Genomic DNA, 16,343 nt, shown 5'->3' with positions numbered 1-16,343 from the left:
GTTGCACATGCTGCAACAGAGTTGCGCTGCATCTGCACACCCTTCAGCATAGGGGCGTGACCGCGCGTCCAGAAGTCCTCACCGTCGGCGAGACGATGGTGCTCGTCGCGCCGTCGATCGCCGAGCCGCTCGAGTCCGCGACGAGCTTCCACCTCGACCCCGGCGGGGCCGAGTCCAACGTCGCCTCGCATCTCGCGGCGCTCGGCACGGCCACCGCCTGGGCGAGTGCCGTCGGCGACGACGCGCTCGGTCGCCGGCTCGTGGGCCAGCTCGCCGCGCGCGGGGTCGACACGAGCCTCGTGCGCTGCGATCCATCGGCCCCCACCGGCCTCTACGTGAAGGACCCCGGCCGTGGAGTGCAGTACTACCGCGCCGGATCCGCGGCCTCGCGGCTCGGCCCCGACTTCGTCGACGCACTGCCGATCGAGGGCCTGCGCCTGCTGCACGTGTCGGGCATCACGGCCGCGCTCTCGTCGTCGTGCGACGCGCTCCTCGACGCCCTCTTCGACCGCGCGTCCGCGGCCGGCGTGCCCGTCAGCTTCGACGTCAACCACCGACCCTCGCTCTGGCCGTCGACGGATGCCGCGGCGCAACGCCTGCTCGCCCTCGCGGCGCGTGCCGACCTCGTCTTCGTCGGCCTCGACGAGGCTCAGGGCCTCTGGGGCACGGCGACTCCCGCCGAGGTTCGCGCGCTGCTGCCCGAACCGGGCGTGCTCGTCGTGAAGGACGGCGGCGTCGGCGCGACCTCGTACGAGCGCGAGGGCCTCGGCGACGAGGGCCTCGACCGGTCCGCGACCGACGACGGCGTGCACGTGCCGGCGTTCGTCGTCGACGCCGTCGAGCTCGTCGGCGCGGGCGACGCCTTCGCCGCCGGCTACCTGCACGCCATGCTCGCCGGCGAAGCCGCCGCCGAGCGACTCCGAGCGGGGCACGCACGCGCCGTGCTCACCATCGCCGACACCGCCGACTTCCCGAGAGGCACCCCGTGACCACGACCCCCGCCCCCGTCTCCAACGCCGCGTTCGACGAGCTCTTCGCCGGACGCCCGCTCATGGCGCTCTTCCGCGGCCTCGGCGAGGAGCGCAGCCTCGAGCTCGCCCGCACCGCCTGGGACCTCGGCATCGACCTCGTCGAGCTGCCCATCCAGTCCGAGGCGGATGTCGCGGCCCTGGCCGCCGTCGCCGAGGCCGGACGCGCCGAGGGGCGCCTCGTCGGCGCGGGCACGGTGCTGTCGGCGCGGCACGTCGAGCTCGCGACATCCGCGGGGGCCGCGTTCACCGTGAGCCCCGGCTTCGACCCCGATGTCGTGCGGGCCTCGACCGCGGCCGGGCTCCCGAGTCTTCCGGGCGTGGCCACGGCGTCCGAGGTGCAGGCGGCGATGGCGCTCGGCCTCACCTGGATGAAGGCGTTCCCGGCCTCGCTGCTCGGCACGGGCTGGTTCCGCGCGATGGCGGGCCCGTTCCCGGCGGCGCGCTTCGTCGCGACCGGCGGCATCGACGCATCGAACGCGCGGGCGTTCCTCGACGGCGGTGCCCGCACGGTCGCCGTCGGCTCCGCGCTGGAGGACCCGGCGCAGTTGCCGGCGCTCGCCGCGCTGCTCGCCTGACGCCCGACGCTGCGCGCCGCACTGCTGGCCTGACGCTGCTCGCCTGACGCTGCCCGCCGGGCGCCGCCCGCAGCGCTGTTCGCCTGACGCTGCCCGCCGGCGCTGCCCGCCGGGCGTCACGGGCTCCGTCGAAACGTCGCAAATGGTCGGCATCTCGCCCCTTTCGCGACCGTTTGCGACGTCTCGCCGACGGCGGCGGCGTCGGTCGCATGCGTCCGTCGTCGCGGCATCCGAAATTATCTAGAAAGACTCTTTCCAGTTATCTTCTTTTCTGTTAGGTTCCCTTACAGTTACGCCGGACCGATCCTGCACCACAGCGGCGTCACCACTGCACCTTCCACGCAACGAAGCACTGAAAGGAACGACGCAACGATGAACCGAACGAAGCGTTCGACAGCCCTCGCCCTGGCTGCCGGTGCGGCAGCCGTCGCACTCGCCTTCACCGGCTGTGCACCCTCGTCCGACGACGGTGGATCCTCCGACAGCTCGGCCGCACTCCGCGTCTGGGCCGGAAGCCAGACCCCGATCACCGCGAACTTCAACCCGTTCGCACCCACCGTGCTGCACGCCGCGCTCGGTCCGATCTACGAGACCCTCTTCTTCTACAACAAGACGGCCGACGAGGCGCCCACCGGGCTCATCGGCGACTCGTTCGAGTTCAACGAAGACGGCACGGTCATCACGATCAAGCTGAAGAGCGGCGTGACCTGGAGCGACGGCGAGGCCTTCACGGCCGACGACGTCGTGTTCACCTTCGACTACGAGGCCAACGGCTACGCCGACAAGGGCCTCGTGAGCGCCGAGGCGACCGACGACACCACCGTCGTGCTGACCTTCGACAGCCCGCAGTACACCCGCGAGTTCGCGATCCTCGGCTCGACCTGGATCCTGCCGGAGCACATCTGGAGCGAGGTCGACGACTTCGCCACCTTCACCGACGAGAACCCGGTCGGCACCGGCCCCTACGTGGTCGACTCGGTCACCGAGGCCTCCTACACCGTCGTCGCGAACGAGAACTACCGCGAAGAGGGCAAGCCCGCCGTCAAGAAGGTGCAGTACATCGGCCTCGACGCCAACCAGTCGGCGCAAGACCTGCTGAGTGCGGGCGAGCTCGACTGGACCGGCATGTTCATCCCGAACCCCGACGACGTCACGTCCAACGGCATCATCTCCACGATCAACACGCCGCAGGACCCGACCGTGCTCTACACGTGCGCGAACGCCGCCCTCGGCTGCGTCGGCGAGCAGACGGACGTCGCGGTGCGCCAGGCGCTGAACGTGGCGATCGACCGCTCCACCATCAAGGAGAAGGCGTTCGTCGGCCTCACCGGCGACATCTCGCCGACCTTCGCGCTCCTCCCGCGCGACGAGAAGTGGCTCGCCGACCCGGCGAACGCGGTCAGCCCGCAGTCACCGGATGTCGCCGAAGCCGGCTCCATCCTCGAGGCGGCCGGCTACACGAAGGACGCCGACGGCTTCTACGGCAAGGACGGCGCGGCCATCGAGCTCGACCTCATCTCGGTCGACGGATGGACCGACTACAACGACGCCGCGAAGCTCATCGCCGAAGAGGCGGGTGCCGCCGGCATCAAGGTCAACGCCTCGACCGTGCAGTGGCAGGAGTTCTCCGACGCACGCCAGACCGGCCAGTACGAGCTGATCATGGGCGGCGTCATCGGCACCTCGGTCGCCGACCCGTACCAGATCTACAACGACTGGTTCTCGGGCGCCTCGACGGTCAAGGTCGGCGAGCAGCTCGCACCGGGCACGTGGAACTTCAGCCGCTACGACAACCCGATCGTGAACGACGCCGTCGCCGCGGCCGCAGCCACGAACGACGAGGCCGCGAAGCAGGCCGAGTACGCCAAGATCCAGACCGAGGTCGTGCGCGACCTGCCGTACATCCCGCTCGTGATCAACGCCACGCAGACCTTCACCAACTCGAAGGACTACACCGGCTGGCCGACCGAGAGCGACCTCTACGCCTTCCCGCCCGCATGGGGCGCGTCGGCCGCAGGCGTCATCCTCGCGAACCTGACGCCCGCGAAGTAACCGTCACCCTGTCGGAACCCAGGACCGAGCCCGAAGAAGAGCACACTCCATGAAGTTCTACGCACGACGGATCACGATCTACCTCGTGACCCTGTGGGCGACGATCTCGCTCAACTTCCTCCTCCCGCGGCTGATGCCCGGGGACCCCGCCGAAATCCTCATCGCGAAGATGCAGCGTGCCGGCGAGGTCTCCGAGACCACCATCCGCAACATCAGGCTCATCCTGGGTTCCGGCAGCGACGTCCCGCTCTGGGAGCAGTACCTCGGCTACTGGGGTCGGTTGCTTCAGGGAGATCTCGGCATCTCCGTGACGAAGTACCCGACCCCGGTCACCGAGCTCATCGCCAACGCGCTGCCCTGGACGCTCGTGCTCGTCGGCCTCTCGACGGTCATCGCGTTCGTGCTGGGCATCGGCATCGGCGCCTGGGTCGGCTGGCGACGCGGCACGTGGGTCGACCACCTCGTGCCGGGCACCACGGTGCTGCAGTCCATCCCGTACTTCTGGCTCGCCCTGATCCTCGTCGCCGTGTTCGCCGTGAACCTCCGATGGTTCCCGATCTTCGGCGGCTACGACGTGTTCGCGTTCCCCGAGGGCCCCGAGCCGACCCTCGCGTTCCTCAGCGACGCGATCTACCACGGCATCCTGCCCGCGATCACGATCGTGCTGAGCTCGGTCGGCGGCTGGCTGTTCGGCATGCGCAACATGATGGTCGCCACGCTCAGCGAGGACTACATCATCACGGCCGAGGCCAAGGGGCTCCGGCCCCGGCGCATCCTGCGCGCATACGCCTCGCGCAACGCCGCGATCCCGTCGATCGCCGGCTTCTCGATCACGCTCGGGTTCGTCGTCGCCGGGTCGATCGTCATGGAGCAGGTCTTCACCTATCCGGGTGTCGGCAAGCTCATGTTCCAGGCCGTGCAGAACAACGACTACGCGCTCATGCAGGGCGTGTTCCTCGTCATCACCATCACCGTGCTGGCGGCCAACTTCCTCATGGACCTCGTCTACGGATTCATCGACCCGAGAGCACGTCACAATGCCTGAGCCGCACGCCGCCGTCGACGAGGCCGTCGTCGACCGCACCCCCGCAGACACGTTCGTCGCCCCGATGGGCGTCATGAGCACCGCTCCCGGCGACGGCCGCGAGGAGGCCGAGGCCGCGAAGCGCGGCATCCGACGACGGATGCCGAAGCTGACGCTGAAGCTCGCGTCCGGCCTCGTGCTCGTGGTGGGCATCACCCTCTTCGGCATCATCGCGCCGTTCTTCACGCAGAGCCCGACGTTCAGCGGCAACCCGCCGCTCGAGCCGCCGAGCGCGGAGCACTGGCTCGGCACCACGAAGCTCGGCTACGACGTCTTCGCCCAACTCGCGCAGGGCACGCGGGGCTCGCTGCTCATCGGCATCGTCGCCGGCACCATCGCGCTCGTGCTCTCGGTGCTGTTCGGCGTGCTCGCCGGCTACCTCGGCAACTGGTCCGACGAGATCCTCTCGCTCATCACGAACATCATGCTCGTGATCCCGGGCCTGCCGCTCGTCATGGTCATCGCGACCTACGTGCCCGGCCGCAGCTGGCTGCTCGTGGCCATCGTGCTCGGCATCACCGCGTGGGCGGGGCCTGCGGTCGTGCTGAGGGCCCAGTCCCGCTCGCTCCGGGCCCGCGAGTACGTCGCGGCATCCCGGGTCGCGGGCGAGCGCACCCACCGCGTCATCCTCGTGGAGATCCTCCCGAACCTGCTGCCGCTGCTGACCGCCCAGTTCCTGTTCGCGATCATCTTCGCGATCCTCGGCGAAGCCGGCCTGTCGTACCTGGGCCTCGGCCCGACGGGCTCGATCACCTGGGGCACGATGCTGAACGACGCGCAGACCGGCCAGGCCATCGGCACCGGCGCGTGGTGGTGGTTCGTGCCGCCGGGCCTCATGATCGCCCTGCTCGGCGCCGGGCTCTCGCTCATCAACTTCAGCATCGACGAGATCATCAACCCGAAGCTCCGCATCGCGCCGGAGTACACCCGCCGCGTGCGCAAGGCCGCGCGCGAAGGCCGCGGCATCGCCGCAGAGGGGAGCGTCGCATGACCGCCGCCGACCCGGTGCTCACCGCAACGGACGTCTCGATCGAGTACCTCGTCGACCCACCCGTCGAGGCCGTGAAGCATGTCTCGCTCACGCTGCACCGAGGCGAGATCCTCGGCCTCGCCGGCGAGTCCGGATGCGGCAAGTCGACGCTCGCCTACGGGCTCAACCGCCTGCTCAAGCCGCCGGCGATGATGAGCTCGGGCGAGGTGGTCTTCCACGATCGCGAGGGCCACGACATCGACGTGGTCGGGCTGAACGGCGAGCAGCTCCGCGCGTTCCGCTGGGACAAGGTCTCGATGGTGTTCCAGGGCGCCATGAACTCGCTCAACCCGGTGCTCAGCGTCAAGGAGCAGCTCGACGACGTCTTCCGCACGCACCGCCCGAAGATGCGCAAGGCCGAGCGCGTCGCGCGCAGCCGTGAACTGCTCGAGCTCGTCGGGGTCGATCCCGACCGGCTCACGAGCTTCCCGCACGAGCTCTCCGGCGGCATGCGGCAGCGCATGATGATCGCCATGGCGCTCGCCCTCGACCCGCAGGTCATGATCATGGACGAGCCCACCACCGCGCTCGACGTGGTGGTGCAGCGCGGCATCATCCGCGAGATCATGCGGCTGCGCGAACGGCTCGGATTCGCCGTCATCTTCATCACCCACGACCTGCCGCTGCTCATCGAGATCAGCGACCGCATCGCGGTGATGCTGCGCGGTGAGATCGTCGAACTCGGAACCGCCGACGACATCTACAACCACGCGCAGCACGACTACACCAAGCGCCTGCTCGAGAGCTTCCCGAGCCTGCGCGGAGACCGCGGCGACTTCATCCGCACGGGCGCCATGCCCGTGGCATCCGCGCTGACGACGAGCATGGAGGCACTGTGAACCAGCCCATCCCGAGCCTCGAGGCCCGCAACCTCGTCAAGGACTTCCGGCTGCGGAACGGACTGAAGTTCTCGACCCTCCACGCGGTGAAGGACGTCTCCTTCACCCTCGAGGCCGGCAAGACGATCGCCCTCGTCGGCGAGAGTGGCAGCGGCAAGTCGACGATCGCCCGCATGATCGCGAAGCTGGAGACGCCGTCCAGCGGCGATATCCTGCTCGACGGCGCACCGAGCGGCACGCGTGGACGCGCGCTCGCCGCATATCGCGGCGACGTGCAGATGGTCTTCCAGGACCCGTTCGCCTCGCTGAATCCGTTCCACTCGATCGAGCACCACCTCGAGCGCCCGATCCGCATCCACCACCCCGAGCTCGGGCGCGACGAGGTTCGCGACCGGGTGATGTCGTTGCTCGAGCGGGTGCGGCTCACGCCCGCGTCGCAGTTCGCCGAACGCCGCCCGCACGAGCTGTCGGGCGGGCAGCGCCAGCGCGTCGCCATCGCCCGTGCGCTCGCGCCCGGTGCGCGCTTCATCGTGGCCGACGAGCCCGTCTCGATGCTCGACGTCTCGATCCGGCTCGGCGTGCTGAACCTGCTCGCCGCGCTGCAGCGCGAGGAGCGGCTCGGCGTGCTGTACATCACGCACGACCTCGCGACCGCCCGGCACTTCTCCGACGAGATCCTGGTGATGTACCGTGGCGAGATCGTGGAGCGGGGGCCGGCCGACGCCGTCATCCTCGACCCCCAGCACGACTACACGAAGCGGCTGCTCGAGGCGGCCGCCGATCCCGAGCGGCTCGGCGCGTTGCGCGACGAGGTCCGCAACGCGGGCTGATCGCGGCCCGAAGATGGACCAGACCGTGCGAACGCTGCCGACGCAGCAGAGAGGGGAGAGCGTGAGCCAGATCGATCCGGGCACGCCCACCTGGCTGCGTGCGCACAACGACCGCACCGCCTTCCGGCTGCTGCTCGAGCACGGACCGCTGACGAGGGCCCAGCTCGGCGCGTTGTCGGGCATGTCCAAGCCGACGGCCGCCCAGATGCTCGCCCGCCTCGAGCGCGTCGAGCTCATCAGGCCGGTCGGCGAGGTCTCGGCCGGTCGCGGTCCGAACGCCGTGAGCTACGGCGTGCGCGACGACCGCATCACGGGGGTCGCGGTGAGCATGCTCGCCGATGCCATCCACGCGGTCGTCGTCGATGCCACCGATGCCGAGCATCCGATCGCCGAGATCCGCCTCGACGACGGCGGGCGGACGCCAGAAGCCGATGTGCGGCGCGCCGTCGAGGCGGCCTGCGTCGCGGCGGGCGTCGACGAGGCGACGGTGAGCAACGTCGTCGTCGGAGTCCAGGCCGCGGTGAACGTCGCGGGCGACACGCTCTCGCTCACCGACACGCTGCCCGGCTGGCCGGCGACGGGTTCCCGGGCTCGCATCGAGGAGCAGCTCGGACTCACGGCCGTGCTCGAGAACGACGTGAACCTCGCGGCGATGGCCGAGCGCGCCGCGGGTTCGGCGGCGGATGCCGCGACCTCGGTGCTGTTCTGGATCGGGCACGGCCTTGGCGTGGCGCTCGATTTCGGGGGCACCGTGCATCGCGGCGCCGCCGGGGGCGCGGGCGAGGTCGGCTACCTGTCGGTCCCACGCGGGGCCGGCGCCATCGAGCCGGATGCCGACGACCTGACCGCGCTGCTCGGCGGCCGCGCGGTTGCGCGACTGCTCGGCGCGACGGCGGGTCAGGGGCTCGCCGACGTCCTCGACCGGCTCGACGGCGACGAGGCCGCCCTCGACGCCGTCGCGGATCGGGTCGTCGTCGCGCTCGAACCCGTGCTCGCCATCGTGGATCCCGACCTGGTGGTGCTCGGAGGCCCCACGGGGTCGGCGGGCGGTGCCCCGCTCGCCCGGCGCGTGGCGGCGCGCATCGACCGGCAGTCGCATCCCGATCTCACGGTGCTCCCGAGCGCCACCGGCGACCAGCCCGTGCTGCTGGGCGCACGGCGGTTGCTCGTCGAGCGCATCCGGGACCTGCTCGAGGCGGACATCAACCCCGCCGCCTGACGCACCGGGCCGCGCCCCGGCTTCCACGTGCTCCGACGCCTCGTCGGCGCGCCGTTCGGCGATCCCGCGCGCCCTGAGACGCCATCCGCACGCCGGCGAGCCGACTCCGACCGACCTCGGCCGACATCCACCGACCAACCCATCCGCACCGACGCACCGAAACCCAGGAGGACGCATGAAGCTCACGATCGTGGGAGGCGGCTCGACCTACACGCCCGAGCTCATCGACGGATTCGCGCGACTGCGCGACGTACTGCCGATCGACGAGGTCGTGCTCGTCGACCCCGACGAGCACCGGCTCGCGCTCGTGGCGGGAATGTCGCAGCGCATGTTCGCGCACGCCGGACACCCCGGCCGGGTGACCGGCACCACCGACCTCGTGGCGGGCGTCGCCGACGCCGACGCGGTGCTGATCCAGTTGCGGGTGGGCGGACAGGACGCGCGGCACGCCGACGAGACCTGGCCGCACGACGTCGACTGCATCGGCCAGGAGACCACGGGGCCGGGCGGGCTCGCGAAGGCGCTCCGCACGGTGCCGGTGGTGCTGCGCATCGCCGACGTCGTGCGCGAGCACGCGAAGCCCGACGCCTGGATCGTGGACTTCACCAATCCGGTCGGCATCGTCACGCGCGCCCTGCTCGAGGCGGGGCACCGCGCGGTCGGCCTCTGCAACGTCGCGATCGGGTTCCAGCGCCGGTTCGCACGGCTCTTCGAGGTCGAGCACGACCGGGTGCAGCTCGGGCACGTGGGCCTCAACCACCTCACGTGGGAGCGCAGCGTGCTGGTCGACGGCCGCGACGAGCTTCCGAACCTGCTGCGCGACCGGCTCGTCGAGCTCGCCGACGACGTGCACCTCGCGCCCGAGCTCGTCGCGCAGCTCGGCGCACTGCCGTCGTACTACCTGCGCTACTTCTACGAGCACGACGAGGTGCTGCGCGAGCAGCTCGCATCGCCGACGCGCGCCGAGGCGGTGCAGGCCATCGAGCGGGAACTCCTCGAGGTCTACGCCGACCCGACGCAGCGGGTCAAGCCCGCGGCGCTCGAGGGTCGCGGCGGCGCCTTCTACTCCGAGGCGGCCATCGAACTGCTCGCCGCGATGCGCGACGACACCGGCCGCCCGCGCGTCGTGAACCTCCGCAACGACGGCGTGCTCCCGTTCCTGCCCGACGACCACGTGATCGAGGTGCCCGCGGTGTTCCGCGGCGGCCGCTTCCACACCGAGCCGGTCGCACCGCTGGCCGACGACATCAGAGGGCTCGTCGCCGCCGTGGCCGGGTACGAGCGCCTCGCCCTCGACGCGGCGGTGCACGGCGGGCGCGACCGCGTGCTCCGCGCCATGCGGGCGCATCCGCTCGTGTTGCAGCACGATCGCGCCGAGCGCCTCACCGACCTCCTCCTCGCCGAGAACGCGCGTTTCCTGGGGTGGGCGTGAGCGCCGGGCGGAACGCCATCGTCGTCGCGGTCGACGGGGGCGGATCCAAGACGGATGCCGTCGCGCTGACCCTCGACGGGCGGGTCGTCGCGCACCGTCGCGGACCGGGTTCGAGTCCACAGCTCGAGGGGCTCGCGGCATCCGTCGCCGTGATCGACGAACTCGTGACCGCGGTGTCGAGCGGGCACCCCGTCGTGGCGATCGACCTCTACCTGTCGGGCCTCGACCTGCCGGTCGAGATCGAGCGGTTCCGTGAGGCGATCGACTGGCTGCCGTGGGCGGCGCCGTCGACGATCATCGACAACGACCTCTTCGCGCTGCTGCGAGCCGGAACGGATGCGCCCGACGCGGTCGCGGTCGTGTGCGGCACCGGGGTCAACGCCGTCGGTCGGCGGGCGGATGGCGCGACCGCGCGTTTCCCCTCGCTCGGCGGCATCTCCGGCGACTGGGGCGGCGGCTACGGGCTCGGCGAGCAGGCATTGTGGTTCGCGGCCCGCGACCTCGACGGACGGGGTGAATCCACCGCCCTCACGGCGGCGATCGCCGAGCGCCTGGAGTCGGGCTCGCTCATGGAGCTCATCGAGGACCTGCACTTCCGACGGCGGGCGATGACCGATCTCGCGCGGCTGGCCCCACTCGTGTTCGAGGCCGCTCGGGCCGGCGATGCGGTCGCCGGGTCGCTCGTCGACCGGCAGGCCGATGAGATCGTCGCTTTCGCGCGGGCGTGCCTCACGCGACTCGACCTGCTCGATCGTGCGGTGCCGATCGTCCTCGGCGGCGGCATCGTGCGGTCGGGTGATCCCCGGATGCTCGGGCGCATCGAGGCGGGGCTTGCCTCGATCGCGCCCTCGGCGAACCTCGAGTTCTTCGCGAGTGCACCGATCATCGGTGCTGCGCTGCTCGCGCTCGAGGCCGGGGGAGCCGGCCCCGCCGCCCTGGTGCTGGCCCGCGACGAGGTCGCGGCCGCGGCGGGTGCTCCGGTGCCGGTGGGGGGCTGAGCGGCCGCGCGCGTGGGGCGTCGCGGCCGCTCGGTCACACTCGGTCGGTGTCGGTGTCGGTGTCGGTGTCGGTGTCGGTGTCGGAGTCGGCGTCGGTGACGGCGCGTTCGCGACGCCGGGCGTCGACGCCGAGTCGTCGCACCGCGGCGTCCTGGTGGGCGAGGCGCCGGAGCGCGAGCAGGACGGGTTCGTAGAGCGCCGTGCCGAGCACGGTGTACTCGACGGCGGCGTGCGGCTCGTCCGGCAGGCGCAGCAGGTCGAACCCGGCGATGTCGCTCGCCGCGCGTCCGTACGCCGCGAGGCGTTCATCGGTCACGGGCAGGCCGGCATCGGCCGCCGCGCCGAGCGCGCCCTCGAGTTGGGCGACGGCGGCGAAGTCGGGGTCGTAGACCTGGCCGAGTCGTTCGAGCGCGGCCCGGGCACGAGGGTAGGGGTCGGATGCATCGCCCGGCGGCGCGGCGACGGGCGGCAGCGTGCCGACGGCACGGCCGAGCGTCTCGTAGAGGTCGTCTCCAGGCTGGTCGACGAGGTCGAGCACCGCCCGCGCCTGCTGCACGCTCAGCCCGACGGGTCCGAGCAGCGCACGAACGAGCCGCAGCCGGCGTACGTGGCTCTCGTCGTAGACCGCCTGGGTCGCGCCGGTCGCCACGCCCGCGTGCAGGAGTCCCTCGCGCAGGTAGTACTTCACGGTGGCCACCGGCAGTCCGGCCTCGCCGGCGAGGGCTGACATCCGCATCTGGACTCCTTGCATTGGATAGTGCAACTCTCTAATATTGGAGAGCACCACTATCCAACCATGAAGTCCGGAGGGAAATCGAGCATGAACCACGCGATCGACGTCATCCTGATCGGCACGCTGCTGCTCGCGCTCGTCACGGTCGAGAGCGGCGGGTACTTCCTCACGAGGGTCGTGCGCGGCCTCGCGCCGGCCAACCGCCTGCAGCAGAACTTCTTCCGCGCGGGGCACGCGCACGCCGGCGTCCTGCTCGTGCTGTCGGTCGCGATCCTCGGCGTGCTCGAGGTCGCGGCGCTCGACGACGGCTGGATGTGGGTCGCCCGGCTCGGCGCCCCCGTCGCCGCGATCCTCATGCCCGCCGGGTTCTTCCTCTCGGTGCTCGGCACCGACCCGCAGAAGCCCGGCCGTGCCATCGTGCTGCTCTGGATCGGCGCGCTCTCGCTCACCGTCGGCCTCGTCGTCGCGGGCATCGGGCTCATCGGCGGCGGCATCGCGGCGCTCTGACACCGAGCGGATGCCGCGCACGGCCGTCCAGACCCGCCGCGGCGGCCCGCGGCATCCGCTCGCCCTGATCGCTCCCGGTCAGCGCCGCATTCGGAGGTCTCTCGACGTCGAACGGTCGTGGTCCGAGGGGTCGTTCACGGCGCATACACTGGAATCCGTGAATTCAGAGGAAACCGTCGACGTCGTGCTCATCGGCGGGGGCATCATGAGCGCGACGCTCGGGTCCCTCATCTCGAGGCTGCAGCCGGATTGGTCGATTCGCGTCTACGAGCGCCTCGGCGAGGTCGCACAGGAGTCCTCCAACGCCTGGAACAACGCCGGCACCGGCCACGCCGCGCTCTGCGAGCTGAACTACATGCCCGAGAACGCCGACGGCACCGTGAGCGCCGCGAAGGCCGTCTCGATCAACGAGCAGTTCCAGATCAGCCGCCAGTACTGGGCGTACCTCGTGTCGATCGGCGCGCTGCCCGAGCCGCACAACTTCATCAACTCCACGCCGCACATGACGTTCGTGCGCGGCAAGGCGAACATCGAGTACCTGAAGAAGCGCGTCGAGGCGCTGAAGGGCCAGCCGCTGTTCCCCGACATCGAGTACACCGAAGACATCGAGCGCATCTCGGAGTGGACCCCGCTCCTCGCGAAGAAGCGCAACCCCAAGCAGCGCATCGCCGCGACCCGCATCGTCGCGGGCACCGACGTCGACTTCGGCGCGCTCACGAAGTACCTCCTCACCGACATCCAGAACCGCGGTGCGTCGATCCAGACGAACCACCAGGTCACGCGCCTGAAGCGCCAGAAGGACGGCACCTGGCGGCTGCGGCTGAAGCACCTCGTCGGCGGCACGCCGAAGACGGTGAACGCGAGGTTCGTGTTCGTCGGCGCCGGCGGCGGCGCCCTCGCGCTGCTGCAGAACTCCGGCATCCCCGAGGCCAAGGGCTTCGGCGGGTTCCCGATCTCCGGCCAGTTCCTGCGCACGACGAACCCCAAGCTCGTCGCCCAGCACCAGGCGAAGGTCTACGGCAAGGCCGCCGTGGGCGCCCCGCCCATGTCGGTGCCGCACCTCGACACGCGCGTCGTCGACGGTGAGACGGCGCTGCTGTTCGGCCCGTACGCCGGCTTCACCCCCAAGTTCCTGAAGACGAGCACGTGGTTCGACCTGCCGTTCTCGATCCGCGCCCACAACCTCGGCCCGATGATCCAGGTCGGCCTCAAGAACTTCGACCTCGTGAAGTACCTCGTCGGCGAGCTCATGGCCAACCGCGAGAAGAAGATGCAGGCCCTGCGCGAGTTCATGCCCACGGCGAAGTCTGAAGACTGGGAGCTCATCACGGCCGGCCAGCGCGTGCAGGTCATGAAGAAGGACCCCGAGAAGGGCGGCGTGCTGCAGTTCGGCACCGAGGTCATCACGGGCGCCGACGGCACCATCGCGGGCCTGCTCGGCGCTTCGCCCGGAGCCTCGACGGCTGCGCCGATCATGCTCGATGTGCTCGCCCGCTGCTTCCCCGACCGCATGGCCGAGTGGGAGCCGCAGCTCCGCGAGATGATCCCGAGCTACGGCACGCAGCTCTCGGGCGACGCGGCGATCGCCGAGGCGTCGACCGCGGCCACGGCCGAGGCGCTCCAGCTCACCGCCTGACGCTCGGCGGTTCCGCTCCCGTCGCGCCGGCGGAGTCCGGCCGCGACAGCGAAGTCCCGCCGCGCCGGCGGAGTCCCGTTGTCGCGCGGGAGTCCCGTACGTCGCGGACTCCAGCGCGACAACGGGACTCCTGCGAGACGACGAGCCGCGCGGCATCCGACACGCCCGGGCGTGCATTCGTCGCCGACCTCTGCTATCGTCGACCCCGCTATGAAGTGAGTACACCCCATCGTCCCGCGCCTGAGGCGCCGTAGACCACGGGTGTGCACCTTCCACTGATCGCGACGGTGATCGCGTGCACCCATCTCGGCAATGCCCGGCGGGACTCACACTCCGCTCCCGGGTCGTCGGCGCTGCTGCGCGCACGCGGCGGTTCCGGCGGTGCATCGCCCGACCTGCCGCCTCTGGCGCGGTGGCGTCGGCGGCCCGGGGGCATTCGTGAAAGGGCGTCCGCATGTCGGTACACGTCTCCTATTCCTCCTATCTCCGCGTCGACGACCTGTCGGCGCACTATCCCGATCGCCGCGTCTTCAGCGATCTCGGCTTCTCGGTCTCTCCCGGCCAACGGCTCGGCCTGATCGGCGAGAACGGCGTCGGGAAGTCCACCCTGCTTCGGCTGATCGCCTTCTCGCAGGCGGCGGATGGCTCGGGCGATCGCCCGACGCCGGCGCTCCACGTGACCGGCGAGGGCCGGATCAGCCGACCGATGCGAACCGGCCTGCTGACGCAGGAGCTCCCGTTCGCACCGAGCGACCGCATCGGCGACGTCCTCGAGCATGCGCTCGAGGACGTCCGGGCGATCGAGCGCGAGCTCGACGCGGCTGCGGCGGCACTCGCGGACGGCGGGGCGGGAAGCGGCTCGCCGTTCGACGAGGCCGCGGCCGCGGCATCCGCCGATCGGTACGCCGCCGCACTCGACGCGGCCGAGCATGCCGATGTGTGGGGCGCCGACGCCCGGCGGGATCAACTGCTGGACGGGCTCGGCGTCGGCGAGCTCGGCCTCGATCGTCGAGTCGACGAGATGTCGGGCGGCCAACGCAGCCGCTTCGCGCTCGCGGCCCTGTTGCTGCGCGCGCCCGATGCGCTGCTGCTCGACGAGCCGACGAACCATCTCGACGATGCCGCCGCGTCGTTCCTCGAGTCGAGGCTGCGCGCGTGGCGCGGCCCGGTGCTCTTCGCGAGCCACGACCGGGAGTTCCTCGACCGGGTCGCAACGGGCCTGGTCGACCTCGATCCGGGGCGACGGGGCGCGCTGGCCGTGGCCGAACCGCAGGCGACGCGGGGCCGCTCGGGTCCGTCGACCTACGCGAGCACGCGTGTCACCCGTGACGATCTGCTCGCGGCCTCGGGCGGCACCGTGTTCGGAGGCGGATTCAGCGAGTTCCTCGCGGTGAAGGCTGACGAGCGGCTCCGCTGGCAGCGGCAGTTCGACGCCGAGCAGCAGGAACTCTCGGCACTGCGTGCGCAGGTCGGCGCCAGCGGCGGGGCGCGGTCGGTGGCGCACGGTCGGGCGGCGACCGACAACGACAAGTTCCTGAAGCACTTCAAGCGCGAGGGGGTGGAGCACGCCGTCGCACGGAGGGTGCGCAACGCCGAGCAGCGTCTCGAGGTGCTCGAGCGTGAGCAGGTGCAGAAGCCGCCTGCGCCGCTCGCGTTCGCCGGAATCCCGTCGGGCTCGCAGGCGTTCGACGACGAGTCGGGTCTGCTGGTGCAGGTGACGGATGCTGCGATCGAGGGTCGCCTCGAGCTGCCGTCGTTGCGGGTGGCGCCGCTCACGCGGCTGCTCGTGACGGGCGCGAACGGGGCGGGCAAGTCGACGCTGCTGAACGTGCTCGCGGGCGTGCTCGCAGTCGATCGCGGGGCCGTGCAGCGGCGCAAGGGATTGCGCGTGCAGTTGCTCGAGCAAGACGTGCGCTTCGCCGATCCGGGTGCCTCGGCACGCCGCGTCTACGAGCGCACGCTCGGTGAGCGTCGGGCCGAGCAGGTGCCGCTGTCGGGCCTCGGGCTCGTCGCCCGGCGCGACGAGAACCGCCCGGTCGGGGCGCTCTCGGTCGGGCAGCAGCGCCGGCTCGCGCTCGCGCTCGTGATCGCGCGGCCTCCGCACGTGTTCCTCCTCGACGAGCCGACGAACCACCTCTCGCTCGCGCTCGCGACCGACCTCGAGGAGGCGCTCGGCACCTATCCGGGTGCGGTCGTCATCGCGAGCCACGACCGGTGGCTGCGGCGGCGCTGGGCGGGGGAGACCCTCGAGCTGGCGCGCGGGCGGGCGGTCGGGGCATCGGTCGAGCCCGTGCTGCAGCGCTAGTTCGACGAGCGGATGCCGCGGCGAGACTCGACCCGCCGCGGCATCCGCTTGCCTGAGATTCGAAGATGTGTT

Annotated in this window: 14 protein-coding genes; 13 read left to right on the top strand and 1 reads right to left on the bottom strand. The window is 71.0% G+C overall.

Annotated features, from left to right (window positions below; genetic code table 11):
• The first annotated feature begins 56 nt into the window (after positions 1-56).
• The 10 genes from ACR3IO_RS05170 to ACR3IO_RS05125 all read left to right on the top strand — a co-directional run bounded on the left by ACR3IO_RS05170 (position 57) and on the right by ACR3IO_RS05125 (position 11,090).
• Entirely contained in the window at positions 57-989 is a 933-nt protein-coding gene (locus ACR3IO_RS05170) for a sugar kinase (RefSeq protein WP_434070105.1), read from the top strand.
• Entirely contained in the window at positions 986-1,606 is a 621-nt protein-coding gene (locus tag ACR3IO_RS05165) for a bifunctional 4-hydroxy-2-oxoglutarate aldolase/2-dehydro-3-deoxy-phosphogluconate aldolase (protein WP_434070104.1), read from the top strand. Before ACR3IO_RS05170 ends, ACR3IO_RS05165 begins: the two co-directional genes overlap by 4 nt.
• Positions 1,607-1,978: 372 nt before the next feature.
• On the top strand, positions 1,979-3,658 hold the full coding sequence (locus ACR3IO_RS05160) for an ABC transporter substrate-binding protein (protein WP_434070103.1): 1,680 nt from the start codon (positions 1,979-1,981) through the stop codon (positions 3,656-3,658).
• A gap of 49 nt (positions 3,659-3,707) precedes the next feature.
• Positions 3,708-4,703, top strand: coding sequence for an ABC transporter permease (locus ACR3IO_RS05155; RefSeq protein WP_434070102.1), 996 nt, complete (start codon positions 3,708-3,710; stop codon positions 4,701-4,703).
• Positions 4,696-5,733: an ABC transporter permease gene (locus ACR3IO_RS05150; RefSeq protein WP_434070101.1), complete on the top strand. Its 1,038-nt coding sequence runs from the start codon at positions 4,696-4,698 to the stop codon at positions 5,731-5,733. The genes ACR3IO_RS05155 and ACR3IO_RS05150 overlap by 8 nt, the downstream gene beginning before the upstream one ends.
• Complete coding sequence (locus ACR3IO_RS05145) at positions 5,730-6,611, top strand: ABC transporter ATP-binding protein (protein ID WP_434070100.1); 882 nt, start codon at positions 5,730-5,732, stop codon at positions 6,609-6,611. Before ACR3IO_RS05150 ends, ACR3IO_RS05145 begins: the two co-directional genes overlap by 4 nt.
• An 8-nt stretch (positions 6,612-6,619) precedes the next feature.
• Positions 6,620-7,441, top strand: coding sequence for an ABC transporter ATP-binding protein (locus ACR3IO_RS05140; RefSeq protein WP_434070566.1), 822 nt, complete (start codon positions 6,620-6,622; stop codon positions 7,439-7,441).
• A 61-nt stretch (positions 7,442-7,502) separates the two neighbouring features.
• Complete coding sequence (locus ACR3IO_RS05135) at positions 7,503-8,660, top strand: ROK family protein (protein WP_434070099.1); 1,158 nt, start codon at positions 7,503-7,505, stop codon at positions 8,658-8,660.
• Positions 8,661-8,835: 175 nt separating this feature from the next.
• The gene (locus ACR3IO_RS05130; protein WP_434070098.1) at positions 8,836-10,092 is read left to right on the top strand and encodes a 6-phospho-beta-glucosidase; all 1,257 of its coding nucleotides are present in this window, start codon (positions 8,836-8,838) and stop codon (positions 10,090-10,092) included.
• Positions 10,089-11,090: an N-acetylglucosamine kinase gene (locus tag ACR3IO_RS05125; protein WP_434070097.1), complete on the top strand. Its 1,002-nt coding sequence runs from the start codon at positions 10,089-10,091 to the stop codon at positions 11,088-11,090. The genes ACR3IO_RS05130 and ACR3IO_RS05125 overlap by 4 nt, the downstream gene beginning before the upstream one ends.
• A 34-nt stretch (positions 11,091-11,124) precedes the next feature.
• Here ACR3IO_RS05125 and ACR3IO_RS05120 read toward each other — a convergent pair whose 3' ends face one another.
• Positions 11,125-11,826, bottom strand: coding sequence for a MerR family transcriptional regulator (locus ACR3IO_RS05120; RefSeq protein ID WP_434070096.1), 702 nt, complete (start codon positions 11,824-11,826; stop codon positions 11,125-11,127).
• A gap of 84 nt (positions 11,827-11,910) precedes the next feature.
• Here ACR3IO_RS05120 and ACR3IO_RS05115 point away from each other — a divergent pair, with 84 nt between their 5' ends.
• The 3 genes from ACR3IO_RS05115 (at position 11,911) to ACR3IO_RS05105 (ending at position 16,271) form a co-directional block, all read left to right on the top strand.
• Positions 11,911-12,330 carry a hypothetical protein gene (locus tag ACR3IO_RS05115; protein ID WP_434070095.1) on the top strand — a complete coding sequence of 140 codons (420 nt, stop codon included), beginning with the start codon at positions 11,911-11,913 and terminating at the stop codon, positions 12,328-12,330.
• Positions 12,331-12,535: 205 nt separating this feature from the next.
• The gene (locus ACR3IO_RS05110; RefSeq protein ID WP_434070565.1) at positions 12,536-13,966 is read left to right on the top strand and encodes a malate:quinone oxidoreductase; all 1,431 of its coding nucleotides are present in this window, start codon (positions 12,536-12,538) and stop codon (positions 13,964-13,966) included.
• Positions 13,967-14,420: 454 nt separating this feature from the next.
• Positions 14,421-16,271 (top strand): ATP-binding cassette domain-containing protein, encoded by a 1,851-nt coding sequence (locus ACR3IO_RS05105; RefSeq protein ID WP_434070094.1) that lies wholly within the window; start codon positions 14,421-14,423, stop codon positions 16,269-16,271.
• The last annotated feature ends 72 nt before the right edge of the window (positions 16,272-16,343 follow it).

Origin of the sequence: Agromyces sp. Marseille-Q5079 (assembly GCF_051016555.1) — a bacterium.
Taxonomy (GTDB): domain Bacteria; phylum Actinomycetota; class Actinomycetes; order Actinomycetales; family Microbacteriaceae; genus Agromyces.
The sequence above is the reverse complement of the archived record's forward strand: the minus strand, read 5'-3'. Positions and strand labels throughout refer to the sequence as shown.

Coding starts and splice junctions, on each gene's coding strand:
- ACR3IO_RS05150 (WP_434070101.1), top strand. CDS start 4,696: ATGCCTGAGCCGCACGCCGCCGTCGACGAGGCCGTCGTCGACCGCACC.
- ACR3IO_RS05115 (WP_434070095.1), top strand. CDS start 11,911: ATGAACCACGCGATCGACGTCATCCTGATCGGCACGCTGCTGCTCGCG.
- ACR3IO_RS05110 (WP_434070565.1), top strand. CDS start 12,536: ATGAGCGCGACGCTCGGGTCCCTCATCTCGAGGCTGCAGCCGGATTGG.
- ACR3IO_RS05160 (WP_434070103.1), top strand. CDS start 1,979: ATGAACCGAACGAAGCGTTCGACAGCCCTCGCCCTGGCTGCCGGTGCG.
- ACR3IO_RS05105 (WP_434070094.1), top strand. CDS start 14,421: ATGTCGGTACACGTCTCCTATTCCTCCTATCTCCGCGTCGACGACCTG.
- ACR3IO_RS05155 (WP_434070102.1), top strand. CDS start 3,708: ATGAAGTTCTACGCACGACGGATCACGATCTACCTCGTGACCCTGTGG.
- ACR3IO_RS05130 (WP_434070098.1), top strand. CDS start 8,836: ATGAAGCTCACGATCGTGGGAGGCGGCTCGACCTACACGCCCGAGCTC.
- ACR3IO_RS05145 (WP_434070100.1), top strand. CDS start 5,730: ATGACCGCCGCCGACCCGGTGCTCACCGCAACGGACGTCTCGATCGAG.
- ACR3IO_RS05120 (WP_434070096.1), bottom strand. CDS start 11,826: ATGCGGATGTCAGCCCTCGCCGGCGAGGCCGGACTGCCGGTGGCCACC.